Below are 20,001 nucleotides of genomic sequence, written 5' to 3' on the forward strand. Positions count from 1 at the left end.
TATCAGTAATCCTGCACAACCGTGTGCAGGATTTGTTGTTTCCTTCGGCCAACTGTGCCGCGTCTTGAGTTTATGTCTTTAAACTGTTAAACTGATGCAAATAGAAACTGGAAGTGAATAAACCTAATGGCTAATGACAAAAAAGGAAAAAAACCAAGCAACGTCGTCCCTTTACCTAATTTGCCTGCCCGTTTGCTTGAAAAGGGAATGGCTTCCCTGAAAGCAAAACATTATAAGGAATCTCTATCCTGCTTTCTTCAGCTGTTGGAATTGGATCCCGGCCATCCGCAGGGCCATCTTGGGGTGGTGCTCAGCCTGATCGAACTGGGCCAGCTTCAGGAGGCAAAGACCAGAGCAGAGAGAATGCTTAAGCAGGGTATAGGGGAATACTTTGACGTTTTGCAGATTTATCTTTCCATTCTTATTCAGCTTTCAGAATACGAAACAGTCGTTTCTGTGGTGGAAGCTGTGCTGGGGGAACACCAGCTGCCGGCTGCTCAGGCTGAATCTTTTTACCAGCTGCTTCATTTCAGCCGGAAGATGGCAGAAGACCCTGAACCTGGCGTTGATTTTACTCCGGAGCCGGCTGAAGACAGGAAACAAGAAATTGAGACGCTAAGAAGTATGTTGACAAGCAGCGAAATACATAACCAATGGATTGCCATGCAGCAGCTGAGCTACATGGATCCGGAAGAAACACTTTCTGTCTATCGTGAATTTTTGGCCAATGAAGAGGGCCATCCGGGCATAAAAACGATGGCACTTAATTATCTGAAATCAAAGAATGTGGAAGAAACCGTTACCTTACATAAGTTTGGACAAATGTATTCGATCTCCATACAAGAGCTCCATGATGTTTATGAAGAGCCGTTTAATCTGGAAGTAAAAAAGGAAGTAGAGGACAGGCTGGAACAGGAAAATCCAACCTTGTCCCAATTTGCTCTTACCATTTGGTGGGATTACATACTTGCGATCTATCCACAGGTGCCCGAGCCCGCTGACCAATTTTTCTGGTCTCAGGCCCTGCAATGCGCAGCCGGCAAATTAAGCGGTATGGACGCGTGTGAAGAGCTTCAATCAGACATTGAGATTCATCCGGAAACGTTAAAAAAAGCAGTGGATCAGCTGCTTGATATTGAACGGTTTACGTTTGGGCCAAATAAATTTTAGGACCACTCGTCCTAAACGGGAAATGGTCGTTGTTGAAATACAAGTCGGTTATGATATAATGGAATGGTTGCAATGAAAATGTTAGATTTTCAGGTGAAATACGTAATGTTGGAGGGAACTTTGAATGAGTGCAAAGTGGGAAAAGTTAGAAGGCAACCAAGGTGTCTTAACGATTGAAGTTGAGGCTTCTGAAGTAGATACAGCCCTTGACCAGGCGTTTAAAAAAGTGGTTAAACAGGTAAACGTACCAGGTTTCCGTAAAGGGAAAATTCCACGTAAAATGTTTGAACAGCGTTTTGGGGTTGAATCTTTATATCAAGATGCGCTTGATATCATCCTGCCACAAGCATACAGCAAGGCTGTAGAAGAAACAGGAATTGAGCCGGTTGATCGTCCTGAAGTGGACATCGAAACAATGGAAAAAGGCAGCAACCTTGTATTTACAGCAAAAGTTGTAGTGAAGCCGGAAGTGAAGCTTGGCGACTACAAAGGTCTTGAAGTAACTGAATTTGATACAACTGTAACTGACGAGGATGTTGACAATGAAGTCAAGCGTCTTCAAGAACAGCAGGCTGAGCTTGTTGTAAAAGAAGAAGGAACAGTAGAGAACGGAGATACTGCTGTTATTGATTTTGAAGGATTTGTCGACGGAGAGCCATTTGAAGGCGGTAAAGCTGAAAACTATCCATTGGAAATCGGATCAGGTTCTTTCATTCCTGGATTTGAAGAACAGCTGATCGGTGAAAAAGCGGGTACTGAAAAAGAAGTAGAAATTACTTTCCCAGAAGAGTACCATGCAGCCGAGCTTGCTGGTAAGCCTGCTGTTTTCAAAGTAACTATCCATGATATCAAAACAAAACAGCTACCTGAGTTAAATGATGAGTTTGCCAAAGAGGCTGATTCTGAGGTAGAAACAGTAGAAGACCTTAAAGCCAGCATCCGCAAAAAGCTGGAAGAGAGCAAAAATCATGAAGGCGAGCATCACACACGTGATTCCGTGGTTGACAAGGCCGTTGAAAATGCAGAAGTAGACGTACCGGAAGCAATGATCAACACTGAATTGGACCGCATGGTTCAGGAGTTTGGCCAGCGTCTTCAAATGCAAGGCATGAACCTTGACTTGTACTTCCAGTTCTCTGGCACTGACGAAGCAGCACTTCGTGAGCAAATGAAAGAAGATGCCGGAAAACGCGTGAAAACAAACCTGGTACTTGAAGCAATTTCTGAGGCAGAAAACATTGAAGCTACAGAAGAAGAAATCAATGAAGAGCTTAAGAAAATGGCTGAAATGTACAATATGGATGTTGAGAAAATCACTCAAATGCTTGCAATGCAAGGCGGAAATGACGCAGTAGCTGCTGACTTAAAAATCAGAAAAGCAATTGATTTATTAGTGGATAACAGCAAAACAGTTGCATAATATTAAGTAAGGTCTGACAAGGCACGAAATTTTCGTGCCTTGTTTTATATAATTATTTGCATGGGCGGCAGGAAATAGGGCTTTTTTATGGAAACTTTTTTAAAGGCTTTATTTTCCTGAATCAGGTTTTAAAATAGGCCATAAGGTTAATACTTATAGAACACATCGAAAACAGTCCATTATGCCAATACATACTTTTAAATGCCAATGAAGAGTTTTTATTTCCGTTTCAAAGGGGTAATATGATACAATCCAATACATAAACTTGCGGAAATGAAATCAACGTGCAGCACAAGTTCAAGCTCACACAGTAATGAAACAAGCATCCATACATCAGGATGATGAACAGGTAAATGGTTTCATTCAATTTAAGGTTTAGGGGTGATTTCATTGTTTAAATTCAATGACGAAAAAGGGCAGCTTAAATGTTCCTTTTGTGGAAAAACACAGGATCAAGTTCGTAAACTGGTAGCAGGACCAGGTGTATATATTTGTGACGAATGCATCGAGCTTTGTACCGAAATCGTGGAAGAAGAACTAGGTACTGAAGAGGATGTAGAACTTAAAGAAGTTCCAAAACCGATGGAGATCCGCAAGATACTCGATGAGTATGTCATTGGTCAGGAACAGGCGAAAAAGTCTCTTTCCGTTGCGGTGTATAACCATTACAAACGCATTAACTCTTCCCAAAAATCGGATGAAGTTGAATTGGCGAAAAGTAACATCGCCATGATCGGGCCGACAGGTAGCGGTAAAACATTATTGGCCCAAACACTGGCACGAATTCTCAATGTGCCGTTTGCCATTGCCGATGCTACATCCCTCACAGAAGCAGGGTATGTAGGGGAAGATGTAGAAAATATTTTGCTTAAATTGATTCAGGCTGCTGATTACGATGTGGAAAAAGCGGAAAAAGGCATTATCTACATCGATGAAATTGATAAGATTGCCAGAAAGTCTGAAAATCCGTCCATTACCCGAGATGTTTCCGGGGAAGGCGTTCAGCAGGCTCTTCTAAAAATTCTTGAAGGTACAGTAGCAAGTGTTCCTCCTCAGGGCGGAAGAAAACATCCGCATCAGGAGTTTATCCAAATCGACACTACCAATATTCTCTTTATTTGCGGTGGTGCGTTTGACGGAATTGAACAGATAATTAAACGCCGTCTGGGCAAAAAAGTAATTGGGTTCAGTTCCGAATCAAGACAGGCTGAATTGAAAGCTGGAGAATATCTTGCAAAAGTATTGCCGGAAGATTTGCTTCGTTTCGGATTGATTCCGGAATTTATCGGACGTCTTCCTGTAACTGCAAGTCTCACGCCGCTTGATGAGGATGCATTGGTTGAGATTCTTACCAAGCCGAAAAACGCACTGGTGAAACAATATCAAAAGCTTCTTGACCTTGATGGAGTGGAACTTGAATTCACGGATGAAGCACTCTCCGAAATTGCCAACCAGGCGATTGAGCGTAAAACCGGAGCTCGTGGACTTCGTTCCATCATTGAAGGAATGATGCTCGATGTGATGTTTGAGCTTCCATCTCGGGAAGATGTGGCCAAGTGCATTATTACAAAAGAAACCGTTTCTGATAAAGTTCCACCGAAACTCGAGCTTGAGGATGGAACAATCGTTGAACCGAAAAAAGAAACACCAAAGGAAAGTGCATAATCATTTAAAAAACCAGCCTGAGGGCTGGTTTTTTTGTTTTTGTCTGAAAAATATGGCCCGTCTTTTTGCTGTCTTGTTCAACTTTTCCTCATTTCTATTTTTTCTGTTTAGTCCTCTGGCCACTCGGAGATACTAGGATCATAAAAAAATTTTGGGAGGAAGAAATGAACTGGACAGGAATCGCTTTACTCATTCAGCTTTTCTTTGGAATCGTGATTGGACTTTACTTTTGGAACTTGTTGAAAAATCAGCGTACACAAAAAGTGAGTATAGATAAAGAGTCAAGAAAAGAAATGGATCAATTGCGTAAAATGCGTTCTGTCTCATTGACGGAACCGCTTTCTGAGCGCGTGCGTCCAGGAACGTTTGCAGATATCGTCGGCCAAAAGGACGGAATCAAAGCGCTCCACGCAGCACTGTGCGGCCCCAATCCCCAGCATGTGATCGTCTATGGACCGCCGGGAGTCGGAAAAACCGCAGCAGCAAGACTCGTGCTTGAGGAAGCAAAACGAAACCGTAACTCACCGTTCCGACCATCCGCTGTTTTTGTGGAGCTGGATGCCACGACTGCCAGATTTGATGAACGAGGCATCGCCGATCCGTTAATTGGTTCTGTCCACGATCCTATTTATCAAGGAGCTGGAGCAATGGGACAGGCCGGCATTCCGCAGCCCAAGCAGGGAGCGGTCTCCAATGCGCATGGAGGGGTTCTTTTTATTGATGAAATAGGAGAACTGCATCCCATTCAAATGAACAAGCTTCTGAAAGTGCTGGAGGATCGTAAAGTATTTCTTGAGAGTGCTTATTATAACGAGGAAAATACAACGATCCCTACACACATTCATGATATTTTTCAAAATGGGCTTCCAGCAGATTTCAGGCTGATCGGAGCGACTACACGAACCCCGGATGAAATTCCTCCCGCCATCCGTTCCAGGTGCCTTGAAGTATTCTTTAGAGAACTGCAGTCACCCGAAATTCAGCAAATCGCAAAGAAGGCAGCCGATAAGGTCAGCGTGAAAGTTGATGATGAGACATTGCAGCTTCTTGCGCAATATGCAAAAAATGGCCGGGAAGCGGTTAATATGATGCAAATTTCAGCAGGGCTGGCTATCACGGAGGACAGGGATTATATTAAAAAATCGGATATGGAGTGGGTAATCCATTCCAGCCAGATGACACCCCGTCCGGAACACAAGATTCCAGAAACTCCAAAAGTCGGGCTTGTCAACGGACTGGCTGTTTATGGGCCAAACAGCGGAGCCCTTCTTGAAATTGAAGTTACTGTTTTACCTGCAAAAAAACAGGGTACGGTTACTATAACAGGTATTGTCGAAGAGGAATCGATTGGCAATAATGCAAAATCAATCAGAAGGAAAAGCCTGGCAAAAGGATCGGTTGAAAACGTTCTCACCGTTTTACGGAAAATGGATGTTGATGCCTCATTGTATGATATCCATGTGAATTTCCCGGGAGGCGGGCCAGTTGACGGCCCATCAGCCGGAATAGCCATTGCCACTTCCATTTATTCGGCCGTGCACGATATACCGATCGACAACGAATTGGCAATGACGGGTGAAATTAGCGTTCATGGAAAAGTGAAACCGGTTGGGGGAGTTATGGCGAAGGTTCTGGCGGCAAAGCTTGCCGGTGTAAAAAAAGTCATCATTCCAAAAGACAATGATCAGGCCATTCTAAGGGAAATTGACGGGATTGAGATCATTCCGGTCACAAAACTAACGCAAGTATTTCAGCATGCATTTCCTGAACTGGATAAAGATAATCAACAGGCGATTCCAGCGTCTGCGTATTTACAGTCCCCTCCAAAATCCGTTTAAAGAGGGGGCTTTACTTTCGATGGCCCCAAAACAACCTGTGATTAGACAAAACGGTTCTTTATGGGTAGAATTGTACAAAGGCTGTAGAAATTTCTTCGGCCGCTTTTGGCATTTGTCAAAAAAATTGCCATCATATAAAACTGGGCTGCACGATTTGAAATTATTCAAGACAGTAAGCAGTATTCGGAGGTGTGTTTAATGAACGAAAAAACTACCCGCATCCTTCCCCTCCTTCCTCTTCGCGGCCTGCTGGTGTATCCCACCATGGTGCTTCACCTTGATGTAGGAAGGGAAAAATCAGTACAGGCATTAGAGCAAGTGATGCTTGATGATCAGCATATCTTCCTATCCACACAAAAGGAAGTCGCTGTTGAAGACCCGAGCGGAGAACAAATATATGAAATTGGTACCCTTTCAAAAGTCAATCAGATGCTGAAATTGCCGAACGGGACCATTCGTGTACTCGTAGAAGGCATTCAGCGCGGTAAGATCACGCAATTCATCGACCGGGAAGAGTATTTGGAAGTTGAAGTAGAACTGATGGAAGATCAGGGCGAAAAGGATCTGGAAATACAAGCTCTTATGAGGACGGCTCTTCAGCAATTCGAGCAGTACATAAACTTATCCAAAAAAGTGACTCCGGAAACCCTTGCATCCGTTCAGGATATCGAGGAACCAGGCCGGCTGGCAGATGTCATCTCCTCCCATCTTTCATTGAAAATCAAAGAAAAGCAGCATATCCTTGAAATCACTGATGTGAAGGACCGGTTGAATCATCTCATCTCGATTCTGAATAATGAAAAAGAAGTGCTGGGCCTTGAGAAAAAAATCGGGCAGCGCGTCAAAAAAGCAATGGAAAAAACACAGAAGGAATATTACCTTCGTGAGCAGATGAAAGCGATCCAGAAGGAGCTTGGCGATAAAGAAGGAAAAACCGGAGAAATCTCAAGCCTGAGGGACCGTATTGAAGAATCGGATATGCCTGAAAATATCATGGAAATCGCTTTGAAAGAGCTGGACCGTTATGAGAAGATGCCGGGTTCATCAGCAGAAAGTGCTGTGATCCGGAACTATATTGACTGGCTGATCAATCTGCCATGGACCAAGGAGACAAAAGATCAGCTGGAAATTAAGCGAACCGAGAAAATTCTCAATGAAGATCATTACGGGCTTGAGAAAGTTAAGGAACGGGTTCTGGAGTACCTGGCTGTCCAGCAGCTGACCAATTCACTCAAAGGACCGATTCTTTGCCTGGTAGGCCCTCCGGGAGTAGGTAAAACATCTCTCGCCCGTTCCATCGCAAAGGCCATCGGAAGAAACTTTGTCCGCATTTCGCTCGGCGGTGTTCGTGACGAAGCTGAAATCCGCGGCCACCGCAGGACCTATGTGGGAGCGATGCCGGGCCGTCTCATACAGGGCATGAAAAAGGCTGGCACCATCAATCCGGTCTTCCTGCTGGATGAAATAGACAAGATGTCCAACGATTTCAGGGGTGATCCATCCTCTGCCTTGTTGGAAGTGCTTGATCCGGAACAGAACAATTCATTCTCCGATCATTTCATAGAAGAGCCGTATGATTTGTCAAAAGTGATGTTTATTACAACAGCTAACAGTCTGGCAACCATTCCAGGCCCGCTCTTGGATCGTATGGAGATTATTTCGATTGCGGGTTATACAGAAGTGGAAAAGGTGCATATCGCGAAGAATCACCTCATTCCAAAACAGTTAAAAGATCATGGTCTGGCAAAATCACAGTTCCAGTTGAAAGAGGACGCCATCCTTAAACTGGTCCGCAATTATACAAGGGAAGCCGGAGTAAGAAGCATGGAAAGACAAATTGCCGGTCTTTGCCGAAAAGCGGCCAAACAGCTGGTATCCGGTGAGAAAAAAAGAGTAACGATTACGGCGCGCAACCTGGAGGATTACATTGGGAAACCCCGGTTCCGCTATGGACAGGCAGAGATGGAGGACCAGGTGGGAGCAGCCACCGGGCTTGCCTACACCACAGCAGGCGGAGATACGCTTTCCATTGAAGTGGCCCTAACACCGGGGAAAGGAAAACTCATTTTGACAGGAAAGCTTGGAGATGTCATGAAGGAGTCTGCACAGGCGGCGCTCAGTTATGTCCGTTCCAGAGCAATAGAGTTTGATATCGATCCGGATTTTTATGAAAAAACCGATATTCATATCCATGTGCCAGAAGGAGCAACACCAAAGGACGGGCCTTCAGCTGGCATTACGATTGCCACAGCACTGGTTTCAGCTCTGTCAGGCAAACCGGTGCGCAAGGACGTGGGAATGACTGGTGAAATTACGTTACGGGGACGCGTCCTGCCAATTGGCGGCTTAAAGGAAAAATCCCTCAGTGCCCACAGGGCGGGGATCCAGACGGTCATCATGCCAAAAGAAAATGAAAAAGATATCGATGATATCCCGGAAAGTGTCCGCAGCAGCCTTGCCTTTATTCCGGTGTCCCATCTGGATGAAGTGCTAAAACATGCATTAGTAGGAGATAGTAAATGAAAGTAACAAAAGCAGACATTGTAATATCAGCGGTAAAACCAGAGCAATACCCAGAAGACCAGCTTCCGGAGATCGGTCTTGCTGGCCGTTCAAATGTCGGGAAATCCTCCTTCATTAACAAGATGATTGCCCGGAAGAACCTGGCACGCACCTCTTCGCGTCCCGGGAAAACCCAGACGCTCAACTTCTACATTATTAATGAGGAGCTATATTTTGTGGATGTGCCGGGGTATGGCTTTGCCAAGGTTTCAAAAACAGAACGGGAAGCATGGGGACGAATGATTGAACGATATATCATGGAGAGACCCCAGCTTAAGGCGGTCATTCAGCTGGTTGATTTGCGCCATGCTCCATCAAAGGATGACGTGATAATGTATGATTGGCTGAAGTATCATGATATCCCGGTCATTGTCGTCGCAACCAAATGTGACAAGATCCCAAAGGGGAAGTGGGAAAAGCATTTGAAGGTCGTGCGCGACACGTTAAAAAAGAAACCGGAAGATCCGTTGCTGCTGTTTTCATCGGAAACAGGATACGGAAAAGACGCGGCATGGAGCACCATACAGAACTATATACAAAAATAAACCAGAGCCAAGGCTCTGGTTTATTTTTTTTTGATAAAGACAAAATACGCACCCACAGCAATGAGTACAAAGGGCCAAAACCCTTCCACGGAAGAAAACCATTCCGTGATTGACGGTGTCTGTGATTTGTTGAAGAAATTCCACGCGGCGATAGCAATCAGCACGATCCCTGCAAGCAGACCTTCTTTCGTTTGCTTGTACATATATAGAAAAGCAAGACCAATAATCAGAATAATGGTTGCCGGCTGATTGGGCCAGCTGTCGATATGATGGATGGCGTGGAAATGAATTCCCAAACCAAGCAGGAGTATGGCAGAAAATGAACTTGCGCCATCTTTTCCTCCACCACTTTGAACAAGAAAAGCCAATCCGATAATAATCAGAAACGTTGGCCATGTTAAATAGGGTGCAACATATGTAACTTTCATTTGCTGAGCAAGGAAAAATAGTCCAATCCCGAGCAGCACAATACCTGAAAAACTTCCTTTACTTTTCATCATTACCTCCAAACAAATTAAAAAACACAAATCAATCCTTTGCTAAAAAGGTCGAAATTTGTTATTTTTATATGGGTATCACAAATAAATTTTTTTGTGAACGCAAGAAACTTTATAGTTTGTTACAGGTTGGACAGAATAGGGAAGTACGTATCGTTAAGAACAAATCCAACCGTTTGCACTTTATTTATGATAGCATACGTTTCATAGTCTGTTCACATTTTTAGAATGATTACTTTCTTATACATGTTATAATGGTTTAGGATAATTACTGCAGTTTTATGATGAGAAAAAGGGGGTGAGTGGGATGCACATCCTTGTTGTCGGTTTAAATTACAAAACCGCACCTGTTGAAATTCGAGAGAAAGTTTCATTTCAACCAACTGAATTAGCGGAAGCACATAAGGCATTGCGGGCGAGAAAAAGTATTCTCGAATGCACGATTGTTTCCACATGCAACCGTACAGAAGTGTATGCGGTCGTCGACCAGTTACATACTGGCCGCTATTACATGAAATCTTTTCTTGCAGAATGGTTCTCCATTGAGACGAATGACTTGAATCCATTTCTATTTATTCGTGAGGAAGAGATTTCTGTAGAACATTTATTCAGAGTGGCTGCCGGGCTGGATTCAATGGTATTGGGGGAGACTCAAATTCTTGGACAGGTCCGTGACAGTTTTCTTCTTGCACAGCAGGAGGGAACAACAGGTACGATTTTTAACCATCTTTTCAAACAGGCAATAACACTCGCAAAGCGATCCCACTCCGAAACAGAAATCGGGGAAAACGCCGTGTCAGTAAGCTATGCCGCGGTTGAGCTGGCAAAGAAGATCTTTGGCGGCCTTGAAAAGAAGGATATTCTAATTGTTGGTGCCGGTAAAATGGGTGAATTAACGGCCAAGCATCTTCACAGCAATGGTGTCGCCAGTGTCCACGTAGTGAACAGGACGTACGAAAAAGCACTTGAGCTGGCTGGACGATTCAATGGAACCGCACACCCTATGGAGGAATTGGGCAGCGTCCTTAACATCGCCGACATTGTCATAACTTCAACCGGATCAGAGTCTTATGTCATCACAAAGGAAATGGTTCAATCCCTGCTTAAGCAAAGAAAAGGCCGTCCGCTGTTTATGGTGGATATCGCCGTTCCTCGGGACCTGGATCCAGGTTTAAATGAGTTGGAAAGTGTTTTCCTTTATGATATTGATGATCTCGAAGGTATTGTTGAAGCCAACCTCGCTGAACGTAAAAAAGAGGCGGAAAAGATCGAGATTATGATTGAAGGCGAAATTGTAGCCTTTCAATCGTGGGTCAATATGCTTGGGGTGGTGCCGGTGATTACAGCATTACGTGATAAAGCACTCGCTGTACAGGCAGAAACGATGCAAAGCATTGAACGGAAAATGCCACATTTGAGTGATCGCGAGAAAAAGGTGCTGAGTAAGCATACGAAAAGCATTGTCAACCAGTTGCTCCGCGATCCGATCGTAAGAATTAAAGAGCAGGCTGGGGAACCTGGGGCAGATCAGGCGCTTGAATTTTTCACCAAAATTTTTGCGCTTGAAGAAGAGGTGAAACAGCAACAGCTGAAAACGGAAAAAGAAACATCAAAGTTACGTGAAGCATCTCCTTCCCTGCCTCTGTAAAGGAGATGTCACTGGGCTCCTAGAGGGGAGTTTCTGATATGCAAAACGCAAATTGGATATACGATACAACCATTATTTTATATGCGCTGAGCATTATAGGTTATTTTATCGACTTTTTACAAAACAACCGGAAGGCTAACCGAATCGCCTTCTGGTTGCTTTCTATTGTCTGGGTACTGCAGTCGGTTTTTTTCGTCCAGCGTATGGTGGAAATGGGGCGCCCGCCTATTTTAACGCCTTTTGAGGGCTTGTTTTTTTATGCCTGGATATTAGTCACCTTATCTTTGGTGTTAAACTGGTTTTTCAGAATCGACTTTTTGGTATTTTTTACCAATGTGCTCGGTTTTCTGATCATGTCTATTAATCTGTTTGCTCCGGGTGAACGGGTCAGTGACGAGATGTCGACCAGGCTCATTTCCGAGCTTTTGGTTATACACGTGACTATGGCATTTATCTCGTATGGTACGTTTACGCTTTCGTTTATTTTTTCAATCATGTACCTGCTGCAGCACAGGCTGCTGAAACAGAAGAAGTGGAACAAGCGACTTCAGCGTCTGGGCAGCCTTTCCACGCTGGAACGGCTGTCTTACGGCTTAAATATAACAGGAGTGCCCATTCTTTTATTGAGTTTAATATTGGGTGTCATCTGGGCATTCTTAAAAGTACAGGACTTTTCTCTGCTTGATGCGAAGGTGATTTCGTCCTTTGTGGTTATTGCAGTGTATAGTATCTTTTTGTATCAAAAAGTAGCCAGGGGACTGCAGGGGAAAACCCTTGCCATATGGAATACGGCGGCCTTTCTGATTGTCCTGATCAATTATTTTCTGGCATCGACACTGACCGAATTTCATTTTTGGTATCAGTAGGAAACGGCAATCTTGTAGGAGGTTTTAAATAGATGAGAAAAATTGTAGTAGGATCAAGACGAAGTAAATTGGCGCTAACCCAGACCAATTGGTTTATTGACCAGTTAAAAGCCCTCGGTTGCCCTTTTGAATTTGAGGTAAAAGAAATCGTTACCAAAGGGGATGTCATCCTTGACGTAACGCTTTCCAAAGTAGGGGGCAAAGGGCTGTTTGTAAAGGAGATCGAGCAGGCTCTTTTAAACAAAGAGATTGATATGGCTGTACATAGTATGAAAGATATGCCTTCAGTGCTGCCAGACGGCTTGATGATCGGGTGTACGCCTAAGCGTGTAGATCCTCGTGATGCGTTTATTTCAGAGAAATACAGTTCTCTGAAAGATCTTCCGTCCGGAGCAGTCGTCGGCACAAGCTCGCTGCGCCGCGCTGCGCAAATTTTGAACGCGAGGCCGGACCTTACCATCAAGTCCATCAGGGGTAACATCGATACACGGCTTGGAAAATTGCGCTCAGGAGAATTTGACGCAATCATACTCGCTGCGGCAGGCCTCGAGCGTATGGGCTGGTCCAGTGACACGGTAACAGAATACCTGTCTGTCACCACAAGCCTTCCGGCGGTGGGACAGGGGGCATTGTCCATCGAATGCAGAGAAGACGACCAAGAGCTCAATCATTATCTTCAGCAAATAAATGATAAAGAGACGTTTGAAACGGTAATGGCGGAGCGTGCTTTTCTTTACAGACTTGAAGGCGGCTGCCAGGTGCCGATTGCGGCTTATGCGAAAAAAACAAAAACAGGCGAAATTTCTTTAACCGGTCTTGTGGGAACTCCTGATGGAAAAACCATCATCAAGGAACATGCCGTTTCAAATGATGCACAAAAGCTTGGTGTTGAATTAGCAGGCACTCTGCAGGCTAAAGGAGCAACAGATATTCTAGAGAAGGTAAAGAAAGATTTGGGCATATGAATGCCAGTCTGTTAACGGGGAAAACAATTGTTGTTACGAGGGCAGTTGAACAATCCCGGAAGCTCTTATCCCGTTTAAGGGAGGAAGGGGCAGAAGCGGTCAGTTTTCCGGTGATGCACATTTCAAAAGCAAATCCTGGTGCTTCTGCAGAAGAGATAAGGCGGGAATTTGATGCCTATGAGTGGGTCGTCTTTACAAGCGTCAACGGCGTCCGCTATTTTCTTGAGTGGCTGCAAGCCGAGAAGTTGTCCCTAAATAACATGAAGATTGCAGCCGTTGGGCGAAAAACAGCAGAAGGCCTGAAGCGACAGGGGATTTATGTGGATTTAATCCCTGAACGATTTGAAGGATGGGAGCTCGCTGCTCTCTTAAAGCGCAAGGTTACACCAGGCAGCAGGGTGCTGGTTCCTAAAGGTAACCTGGCGAAGTCTACTATAAAAAATACGCTCGCCGGTAAAGCGGACGTTACGGAAATGATTGTTTATGAGACAAAAAAGAACCCTGTGCTCGATACCCGGCAGCTTCCAGCCAAGGTGGACATGCTCCTCTTTATGAGCCCTTCGAGTATCTCATTTTTCAGTGAGACAATCGGCAGCCGGCTGGCTGATTATCAAGATGTTCCCGCTGCCTGTGTTGGACCGGTAACTGCTGCAAAAGCAAAAGCAACCGGCTTTCGTAAGCTGATTACTGCCAATGATTATACGGAAGAAGGTATAATAAAAGCGGTGAGGATTTTTTTCGGAAAGGGGAAACAATGATGAACTTTAAACGACATCGACGATTGCGCACAAGTGAAAGCATGCGCGCACTAGTCAGAGAAACACATTTGCACACAGATGATCTGATCTATCCGATCTTTTTTGTAGAAGGTGAAAAGGTGAAGCAGGAAGTGCCATCAATGCCAGGCGTTTACCACGTATCCCTTGACTTTCTTCATGAGGAAATGCAGGAGCTTGTGGACCTTAACATCCGTTCTGTTATGGTTTTTGGCGTGCCGGATCATAAAGACGAAGTCGGCAGCTCGGCTTATGACCATAACGGAATTGTCCAAAGGGCGATCAAGATCATCAAGGAGAGCTTCCCGCAGCTTACCGTGATTGCTGATACGTGTTTGTGCCAGTACACAGATCACGGACACTGCGGCATCATCAGGGACGGAGAAGTGCTGAATGATGAATCGCTTGCGGCATTGGCGAACACAGCGGTCTCTCAGGCAAAAGCCGGGGCCGATGTTATTGCTCCATCCAACATGATGGATGGATTTGTAACGGCCATTAGAGCAGGGTTGGATGAAGCCGGATTTTTAAATGTGCCGATCATGTCCTATTCTGTTAAATATTCATCTGCTTATTACGGTCCGTTTCGTGAAGCGGCTCACAGCTCTCCGCAATTTGGTGATCGTAAGTCGTATCAAATGGATCCTGCCAACCGCATGGAGGCTCTTCGCGAAGCTGAATCCGACATTGAGGAGGGTGCAGACTTCCTTATGGTAAAACCGGCCTTGGCTTACCTTGATGTACTTCGTGAGCTGAAGGACCGCTATCCACTCCCTCTTGTTGCCTATAATGTAAGCGGGGAGTACTCCATGATCAAAGCGGCAGCCCAAAACGGCTGGATTGATGAAGAAAGCATTGTGATGGAGACGCTGACTGGAATGAAACGCGCAGGCGCTGATTTGATCATCACTTATCATGCAAAGGATGTATCACGCTGGTTAAACCGTTAAGGACAGGAGGATATAAACATGAGAAGCTTTGAAAAATCCAGTGCTGCTTTTCAGGAAGCCAAAAAGTATATGCCAGGCGGTGTAAACAGCCCGGTTCGTGCTTTTAAATCGGTGAATATGGATCCGGTATATATGGAAAGAGGAAAAGGCTCGAAAATCTATGATATTGACGGGAATGAGTACATTGACTACGTACTGTCCTGGGGTCCGCTTATTTTGGGACATGCTGATGAAAAAGTCGTAGACTCCCTAAAGAAAACCGCTGAACTGGGCACCAGCTTTGGGGCGCCTACCGAGTGGGAAACAAAGCTTGCGGAGCTTGTGGTCGAAAGAGTCCCTTCCATTGAAATTGTCCGAATGGTCAACTCAGGAACAGAAGCGACAATGAGTGCGCTGCGCCTGGCCCGAGGCTATACCGGCAGAAACAAGATTTTGAAATTTGAAGGTTGCTACCACGGCCATGGGGATTCTCTTCTCATTAAAGCCGGCTCGGGTGTGGCCACACTGGGACTGCCTGACAGCCCGGGAGTTCCTGAGTCCATTGCCAAAAACACGATTACCGTTCCGTACAATGACCTTGAAAGTGTCCGTTATGCCTTTGAACAGTTTGGTGAAGACATCGCGTGTATCATTGTGGAGCCAGTCGCTGGAAATATGGGTGTTGTCCCTCCGCAAAAAGGGTTCCTTGAGGGTCTTCGAGAAGTAACGAAGCAATACGGTTCACTGCTGATTTTTGATGAGGTCATGACCGGCTTCCGCGTCGATTACAACTGTGCGCAAGGCTATTTTGGCGTAACACCTGACCTTACCTGTCTTGGCAAGGTAATCGGTGGCGGCCTTCCTGTCGGTGCTTATGGCGGGAAGAAGGAAATCATGGAGCAAGTAGCGCCGAGTGGACCGATTTATCAGGCAGGAACACTTTCTGGAAATCCTCTCGCCATGGCGGCAGGATATGAAACGCTGTCCCAGCTGACTCCTGAATCCTACAAGGAATTTGTGAGAAAAGGAGACCGTCTGGCCGAGGGAATTGCAGCGGCAGCTGAAAAATACGGAATCCCGCACAGTCTGAACCGTGCCGGCTCAATGATTGGTTTCTTCTTCACAGACCAGGATGTTATGAACTATGAAAGTGCCAAAACATCCAACCTGGATTATTTTGCATCTTATTTCAAGACGATGCTGGAAGAAGGCATCTCCCTTCCTCCATCCCAGTTCGAAGGATTATTCCTTTCTACCGCACATAGTGATGAGGATATCGAAAAAACAATAGCCGCTTGCGAAAAAGCATTTTCCAAGTTGAAAAAATAATTGTATTGCAAGATTGTGCGCAGCATCTTCGTTGTTAAGTTGATTGTAGTGAAAGGATGCGAGACTCCGGCAGGATATGCGGGCCAGGTGAGACCAGTGAGGTGCAAGCACCGGTAAAGAGGGCGCTTGCGCCGGTAAAAGCCAGCATTCGGCAACGGAAATCAACTACTTCATAGAGCAACAAAGGGTTACATCCCTTTAGTAAAAACTGCACCCGGTGTATCTGCCTGGTGCAGTTTTTTTCGTTTTGAAAACCTGGACGTAAGCGTACAGTTTTTCCTCGGTAAACGTCTTTCTTGCTTTTCCAATCATATTTTCCCTAACCTGTTCATAATCCTGTAATGTATGATATTTGGCTGAAAGGAGGAGAAAGGCGTTGAATCCATCAAAACTGCGTTTCTCCATAGAGGAGTCGGTCTGGTTAAAGAAAGGACAGGAAGTTGCGGAAGTTTTATCGATGGCCATGGAGCCGGAAATTCAGGTTACAGAAGAAAATGGCCAGGTTTGTGTTAAAGGAGCCCTGAAGCTGCATGGTGAGTACCGTCCATGTGTACTGGATGAAGGCGGTTCGCTTAATTTGGAAACCGGTTCTCTAAGAGAGCAGGTATCCTACCGTTCATTGACCCAATTGAAAATGAATGATGAAGGAATTGCAGAACTTGATCATCGGTTCCCGGTAGACATTACGATTCCTTCGTCGCGTGTGCCGAGGCTTGAAGAAGTTTTTGTACTGGTTGATGCCTTTGATTATGAGCTCCCTAATCCGACATGCCTGGAACTGACGGCATCTGTTTCCATATCAGGGATTCTCGACAGCAATGAAGGTGAGCGTGAGGAAGAGGAGTATTCCGAACAACCGCTTGAAGAAGCTTTTGAATCATTCACAAGCAATAACGAAGAAGAAGCGTTTGAATCTTTCACAAGCAATGACCAGGAAGAAGCATTTGAATCTTTCACAAGCAATGACCAGGAAGAAGCATTTGAATCTTTTACAAGCAATGACGAAGAAGAGGCGGTTGAAGCCTTTGAAATTCCTGTTTTTGAGGCGAGGTATGAAAACCAGCAGCCAGAAGCACAGGAGGAAGAGAAACCAAGGGACGGGGAAGAGGAAATCTTTGCGCCTTTCTCTTTTGAATCCAAAAAGCATTTTGTAATGCCTGTCCCGGATCAAGCCGAAGAGGATGATTTTTCAGAGCCAGCCATCTATTACAACCGGCAAAATGATGAATATTCACCGCTTGAAGAAGAGCCGGCCTTGAACACGGAAGAAGAACAAGGTGAAGAGGAAGAAGAAGAAACTGCGTTTCCTGCGCTTAAATCGATATCCTACTATACGCCTTCCTATATACCGCCTGTACCGCCAGTGCCTGCGTTTCAACAGGAAGAAATTGATCCTGTGGAGGACAGCTTTGCTGAAACCGACTCTCATGATCATGCGCAGATGGAAGAACACCGGCCGGACACCTATTCTCCGTTCGCGTATGCACAAACCGAAGATGTGGTTACCGGGGAAGCTGCAGAGCAAGTTTATGAAGAAGAGCCAGAGCCAGAAGAAGTGGAGCATACTACCCCTTCAAGAAAAGAAGAGAACGCCCTGTATCTGACAAAAATGCTTTCCGGCAATGAAGAAAAGTTTTCAAAAGTAAAAATGTACATTATCCAGCGGGGAGAATCATTGGACAGTATTTGCGAGCGGTATGATGTGTCCATCCATTCATTACTCAGGGTAAACAGAATCAACCAGGAAGAAGTCAATGAAGGCCAGATTATTTACATTCCAGTCTCGCATAGCCGTTAGGGGCGGTGGTAGAGATGACCATACTATTTGAGATTAAGAAACATTATGAACTTCAAAAGGTAACCTGGAAAGAAAAAGATCATCTTGTGGATACCGATTGCGGGGTAAAACAAATCCGGGTGTGGAAGGATCGTGCGCTTCTTGACTGGCATGTCCGGTGGAGAGATGAAGTAGGCAAGAACAGTCTCGCTGTTGCTGACCGCATGATACGGACAGCAGAGGGCAAGCCGTGGGTGGTTATGGAAAACGAGTATTTGACGCTGCATGATTATGTGGAAGGAACACACGAACGGAGCGGCCATGAAAAAAGGTGGGGCTTATTGATCGGCAATATGCTGCAGGCAGGGCTTGAACTTCAGGGGGAGTTCAGCTCCGTCACCAAGGAAGATCATTATTCGTTTGATACATGCCTCGCTGCCATCCATAAGCTAAGTAAAGAATACAATGAACTGGTGAGTGTAAAAAACTCACTGCCGGAAGCAAATAAACGGCTTAATCTGGCAATGGAACTAAAAAAAGCTTCAAGCCATGTACCGCTGCCGCTGTTTGATTCGGACACCCACATGAACAATGGCGGACAGATTTTCAATATCCTGTTTTACCGGGGAAGTGATGACTATCCCGAGCACGGATACCGCCCGTTGCGCAGTCTGTTGACTGAGTGGCTGAAAGAGTGCGGTCCGTATTCGCTCAGAAAACTCTTAACCTGCATAAACGAACATTTTTCACTTGAGAGGGAACAGGGGTATTTGCTACTTGCAGAAATTTTAACGCCGTGGGAGCTTCAGGATTGCGTGGATCAGTTAAAAAATGAAGAGCTGGCTCACATCGTCAGTTATGTGGAATCTTTTGAACAAGATTGGGATTTTAACAGAATTCTTCTCCACTGTTTTACCGACTGGATGGACGATAAACGAAAGAGGGTAGCCCTGTGAGCCATTCAAGCGAAACGGTTAATTATGGCCCGATTCTGTTTCAATACGATCTCTATCCTGAAAAAATTGAGGAAGTAGGCAAAGTCAAAAAGGTGATTTCCAGAAGAGGGACCTTTGCTTTGAAAGAAACCTCATTAAATGAGGAAGAAGCGAGCTGGTTTACTCATGTGATCCACAGGTTGTCCGAAATCGGCTATCACCAGATTGTCCCGCTCTATCCTACAAAATACGGAGATTATACGGTTCAATATGGCAACAGAACCTATTACCTGATGCCCTGGTTTGCGGGAGGAGACCGGTTTGGATTAACAAGGGAAGAAGTGATCATTGAAGAGATCGGCAAGATCCATTTCTTGACGCTCAAAGAGCAGGACTTCTCTCCTGAAGTGGTGGATCATTCGTTTCAGTATTTGATGCAGCGCTGGGAGTCCCGGCAGCTTGAGATGGAACGGTTTGCGGAAGAATCCGAACGCATGCCGTACATGTCTCCTTTTGAACTGACCTATTTGAGCCATTTCCATCATATGATGAGAATGGCTGAAGACGCTAAACGGCGACTGAAGGACTGGTATGATGCTTGTCATTCCGAAAAACGGTACCGAAGTGTGCTGTGCCACGGCAAACTCTCGCGTAATCATTTGTTATATTCCCATCACGGAGAGCCGCATCTTTTAAATTTTGAGAAAGCTGTATTGGATACGCCTGTAAGAGATTTGGCGGTCTTTTTTAGAAAAGCAGTACACCTGTCAAACTGGACGAAGGAAGAGGGGGGACGGCTGTTGTCGCTTTATCAAAGGCATATCCCGCTCCTGGATGAGGAAAAAAGCCTGCTCGTCAGCTATATCAGCTATCCTGAACCCCTTTTTCACTCCGTTGATTTATATCGGCATCAAAGGGAGCGGTACAGCCAAATTGAGTTTGTCCACAGACTTGAAAAGCGGATTTCGGCGATGCGGCATATCCGTGACTTCTGTGACCTGATCCTGACACCGCCGCCTCCACAGCCTCTGGATACCAATACAAACACCGATCACATATAGGTTTCTATATGTGATCTA

Annotated in this window: 16 protein-coding genes; 15 read left to right on the top strand and 1 reads right to left on the bottom strand. The window is 45.2% G+C overall.

Going from position 1 to position 20,001, the window contains the following annotated elements:
- Nucleotides 1–126 precede the first annotated feature (126 nt).
- The 6 genes from DMO16_RS00395 (at nucleotide 127) to yihA (ending at nucleotide 9,200) form a co-directional block, all read left to right on the top strand.
- Nucleotides 127–1,170: a hypothetical protein gene (locus tag DMO16_RS00395; protein WP_061972584.1), complete on the top strand. Its 1,044-nt coding sequence runs from the start codon at nucleotides 127–129 to the stop codon at nucleotides 1,168–1,170.
- 124 nt (nucleotides 1,171–1,294) lie between these two features.
- Nucleotides 1,295–2,590 (top strand): trigger factor, encoded by a 1,296-nt coding sequence (gene tig, locus DMO16_RS00400; protein WP_129474708.1) that lies wholly within the window; start codon nucleotides 1,295–1,297, stop codon nucleotides 2,588–2,590.
- A gap of 390 nt (nucleotides 2,591–2,980) precedes the next feature.
- Nucleotides 2,981–4,255 carry an ATP-dependent protease ATP-binding subunit ClpX gene (gene clpX / locus DMO16_RS00405; RefSeq protein WP_061972586.1) on the top strand — a complete coding sequence of 425 codons (1,275 nt, stop codon included), beginning with the start codon at nucleotides 2,981–2,983 and terminating at the stop codon, nucleotides 4,253–4,255.
- A 164-nt stretch (nucleotides 4,256–4,419) separates the two neighbouring features.
- Nucleotides 4,420–6,093: an ATP-dependent protease LonB gene (lonB, locus tag DMO16_RS00410; RefSeq protein WP_061972587.1), complete on the top strand. Its 1,674-nt coding sequence runs from the start codon at nucleotides 4,420–4,422 to the stop codon at nucleotides 6,091–6,093.
- Nucleotides 6,094–6,291: 198 nt separating this feature from the next.
- Nucleotides 6,292–8,616 (top strand): endopeptidase La, encoded by a 2,325-nt coding sequence (lon, locus tag DMO16_RS00415; RefSeq protein WP_129474710.1) that lies wholly within the window; start codon nucleotides 6,292–6,294, stop codon nucleotides 8,614–8,616.
- A complete protein-coding gene (gene yihA / locus DMO16_RS00420) occupies nucleotides 8,613–9,200 on the top strand; it encodes a ribosome biogenesis GTP-binding protein YihA/YsxC (RefSeq protein WP_061972589.1) in 588 nt (195 codons plus the stop codon). The genes lon and yihA overlap by 4 nt, the downstream gene beginning before the upstream one ends.
- Before the next feature lie 20 nt (nucleotides 9,201–9,220).
- Here yihA and DMO16_RS00425 read toward each other — a convergent pair whose 3' ends face one another.
- A complete protein-coding gene (locus DMO16_RS00425; RefSeq protein ID WP_082635825.1) occupies nucleotides 9,221–9,697 on the bottom strand; it encodes a LiaF transmembrane domain-containing protein in 477 nt (158 codons plus the stop codon).
- A gap of 307 nt (nucleotides 9,698–10,004) precedes the next feature.
- Here DMO16_RS00425 and hemA point away from each other — a divergent pair, with 307 nt between their 5' ends.
- The 9 genes from hemA (at nucleotide 10,005) to ysxE (ending at nucleotide 19,983) form a co-directional block, all read left to right on the top strand.
- Nucleotides 10,005–11,345: a glutamyl-tRNA reductase gene (gene hemA, locus DMO16_RS00430; RefSeq protein WP_129474712.1), complete on the top strand. Its 1,341-nt coding sequence runs from the start codon at nucleotides 10,005–10,007 to the stop codon at nucleotides 11,343–11,345.
- A gap of 38 nt (nucleotides 11,346–11,383) precedes the next feature.
- Nucleotides 11,384–12,211: a cytochrome c biogenesis protein gene (locus DMO16_RS00435; protein ID WP_061972592.1), complete on the top strand. Its 828-nt coding sequence runs from the start codon at nucleotides 11,384–11,386 to the stop codon at nucleotides 12,209–12,211.
- A 32-nt stretch (nucleotides 12,212–12,243) separates the two neighbouring features.
- Nucleotides 12,244–13,176, top strand: a complete 933-nt coding sequence (hemC, locus tag DMO16_RS00440) for a hydroxymethylbilane synthase (protein WP_061972593.1) — start codon at nucleotides 12,244–12,246, stop codon at nucleotides 13,174–13,176.
- On the top strand, nucleotides 13,173–13,934 hold the full coding sequence (locus tag DMO16_RS00445) for a uroporphyrinogen-III synthase (RefSeq protein WP_129474714.1): 762 nt from the start codon (nucleotides 13,173–13,175) through the stop codon (nucleotides 13,932–13,934). Before hemC ends, DMO16_RS00445 begins: the two co-directional genes overlap by 4 nt.
- Nucleotides 13,931–14,902 carry a porphobilinogen synthase gene (gene hemB, locus DMO16_RS00450; protein ID WP_129474716.1) on the top strand — a complete coding sequence of 324 codons (972 nt, stop codon included), beginning with the start codon at nucleotides 13,931–13,933 and terminating at the stop codon, nucleotides 14,900–14,902. Before DMO16_RS00445 ends, hemB begins: the two co-directional genes overlap by 4 nt.
- An 18-nt stretch (nucleotides 14,903–14,920) precedes the next feature.
- The gene (gene hemL / locus DMO16_RS00455; protein WP_129474718.1) at nucleotides 14,921–16,210 is read left to right on the top strand and encodes a glutamate-1-semialdehyde 2,1-aminomutase; all 1,290 of its coding nucleotides are present in this window, start codon (nucleotides 14,921–14,923) and stop codon (nucleotides 16,208–16,210) included.
- A gap of 376 nt (nucleotides 16,211–16,586) precedes the next feature.
- The gene (locus DMO16_RS00460) at nucleotides 16,587–18,008 is read left to right on the top strand and encodes a LysM peptidoglycan-binding domain-containing protein (RefSeq protein WP_129474721.1); all 1,422 of its coding nucleotides are present in this window, start codon (nucleotides 16,587–16,589) and stop codon (nucleotides 18,006–18,008) included.
- A 14-nt stretch (nucleotides 18,009–18,022) separates the two neighbouring features.
- Nucleotides 18,023–18,943 (top strand): hypothetical protein, encoded by a 921-nt coding sequence (locus DMO16_RS00465; protein WP_061972598.1) that lies wholly within the window; start codon nucleotides 18,023–18,025, stop codon nucleotides 18,941–18,943.
- Nucleotides 18,940–19,983, top strand: a complete 1,044-nt coding sequence (ysxE, locus tag DMO16_RS00470) for a spore coat protein YsxE (protein WP_129474723.1) — start codon at nucleotides 18,940–18,942, stop codon at nucleotides 19,981–19,983. Before DMO16_RS00465 ends, ysxE begins: the two co-directional genes overlap by 4 nt.
- The last annotated feature ends 18 nt before the right edge of the window (nucleotides 19,984–20,001 follow it).

The sequence above is a fragment of the Fictibacillus sp. S7 genome (assembly GCF_004127935.1).
GTDB lineage: Bacteria > Bacillota > Bacilli > Bacillales > Fictibacillaceae > Fictibacillus_C > Fictibacillus_C enclensis.

Bases quoted from the DNA above. Each gene is read 5' to 3' on its own strand.
- DMO16_RS00445 (WP_129474714.1), top strand. From the start codon at position 13,173: ATGAATGCCAGTCTGTTAACGGGGAAAACAATTGTTGTTACGAGGGCA.
- tig (WP_129474708.1), top strand. From the start codon at position 1,295: ATGAGTGCAAAGTGGGAAAAGTTAGAAGGCAACCAAGGTGTCTTAACG.
- DMO16_RS00465 (WP_061972598.1), top strand. From the start codon at position 18,023: ATGACCATACTATTTGAGATTAAGAAACATTATGAACTTCAAAAGGTA.
- DMO16_RS00395 (WP_061972584.1), top strand. From the start codon at position 127: ATGGCTAATGACAAAAAAGGAAAAAAACCAAGCAACGTCGTCCCTTTA.
- hemA (WP_129474712.1), top strand. From the start codon at position 10,005: ATGCACATCCTTGTTGTCGGTTTAAATTACAAAACCGCACCTGTTGAA.
- lonB (WP_061972587.1), top strand. From the start codon at position 4,420: ATGAACTGGACAGGAATCGCTTTACTCATTCAGCTTTTCTTTGGAATC.
- DMO16_RS00425 (WP_082635825.1), bottom strand. From the start codon at position 9,697: ATGAAAAGTAAAGGAAGTTTTTCAGGTATTGTGCTGCTCGGGATTGGA.
- yihA (WP_061972589.1), top strand. From the start codon at position 8,613: ATGAAAGTAACAAAAGCAGACATTGTAATATCAGCGGTAAAACCAGAG.
- lon (WP_129474710.1), top strand. From the start codon at position 6,292: ATGAACGAAAAAACTACCCGCATCCTTCCCCTCCTTCCTCTTCGCGGC.
- hemC (WP_061972593.1), top strand. From the start codon at position 12,244: ATGAGAAAAATTGTAGTAGGATCAAGACGAAGTAAATTGGCGCTAACC.
- hemL (WP_129474718.1), top strand. From the start codon at position 14,921: ATGAGAAGCTTTGAAAAATCCAGTGCTGCTTTTCAGGAAGCCAAAAAG.
- DMO16_RS00435 (WP_061972592.1), top strand. From the start codon at position 11,384: ATGCAAAACGCAAATTGGATATACGATACAACCATTATTTTATATGCG.
- hemB (WP_129474716.1), top strand. From the start codon at position 13,931: ATGATGAACTTTAAACGACATCGACGATTGCGCACAAGTGAAAGCATG.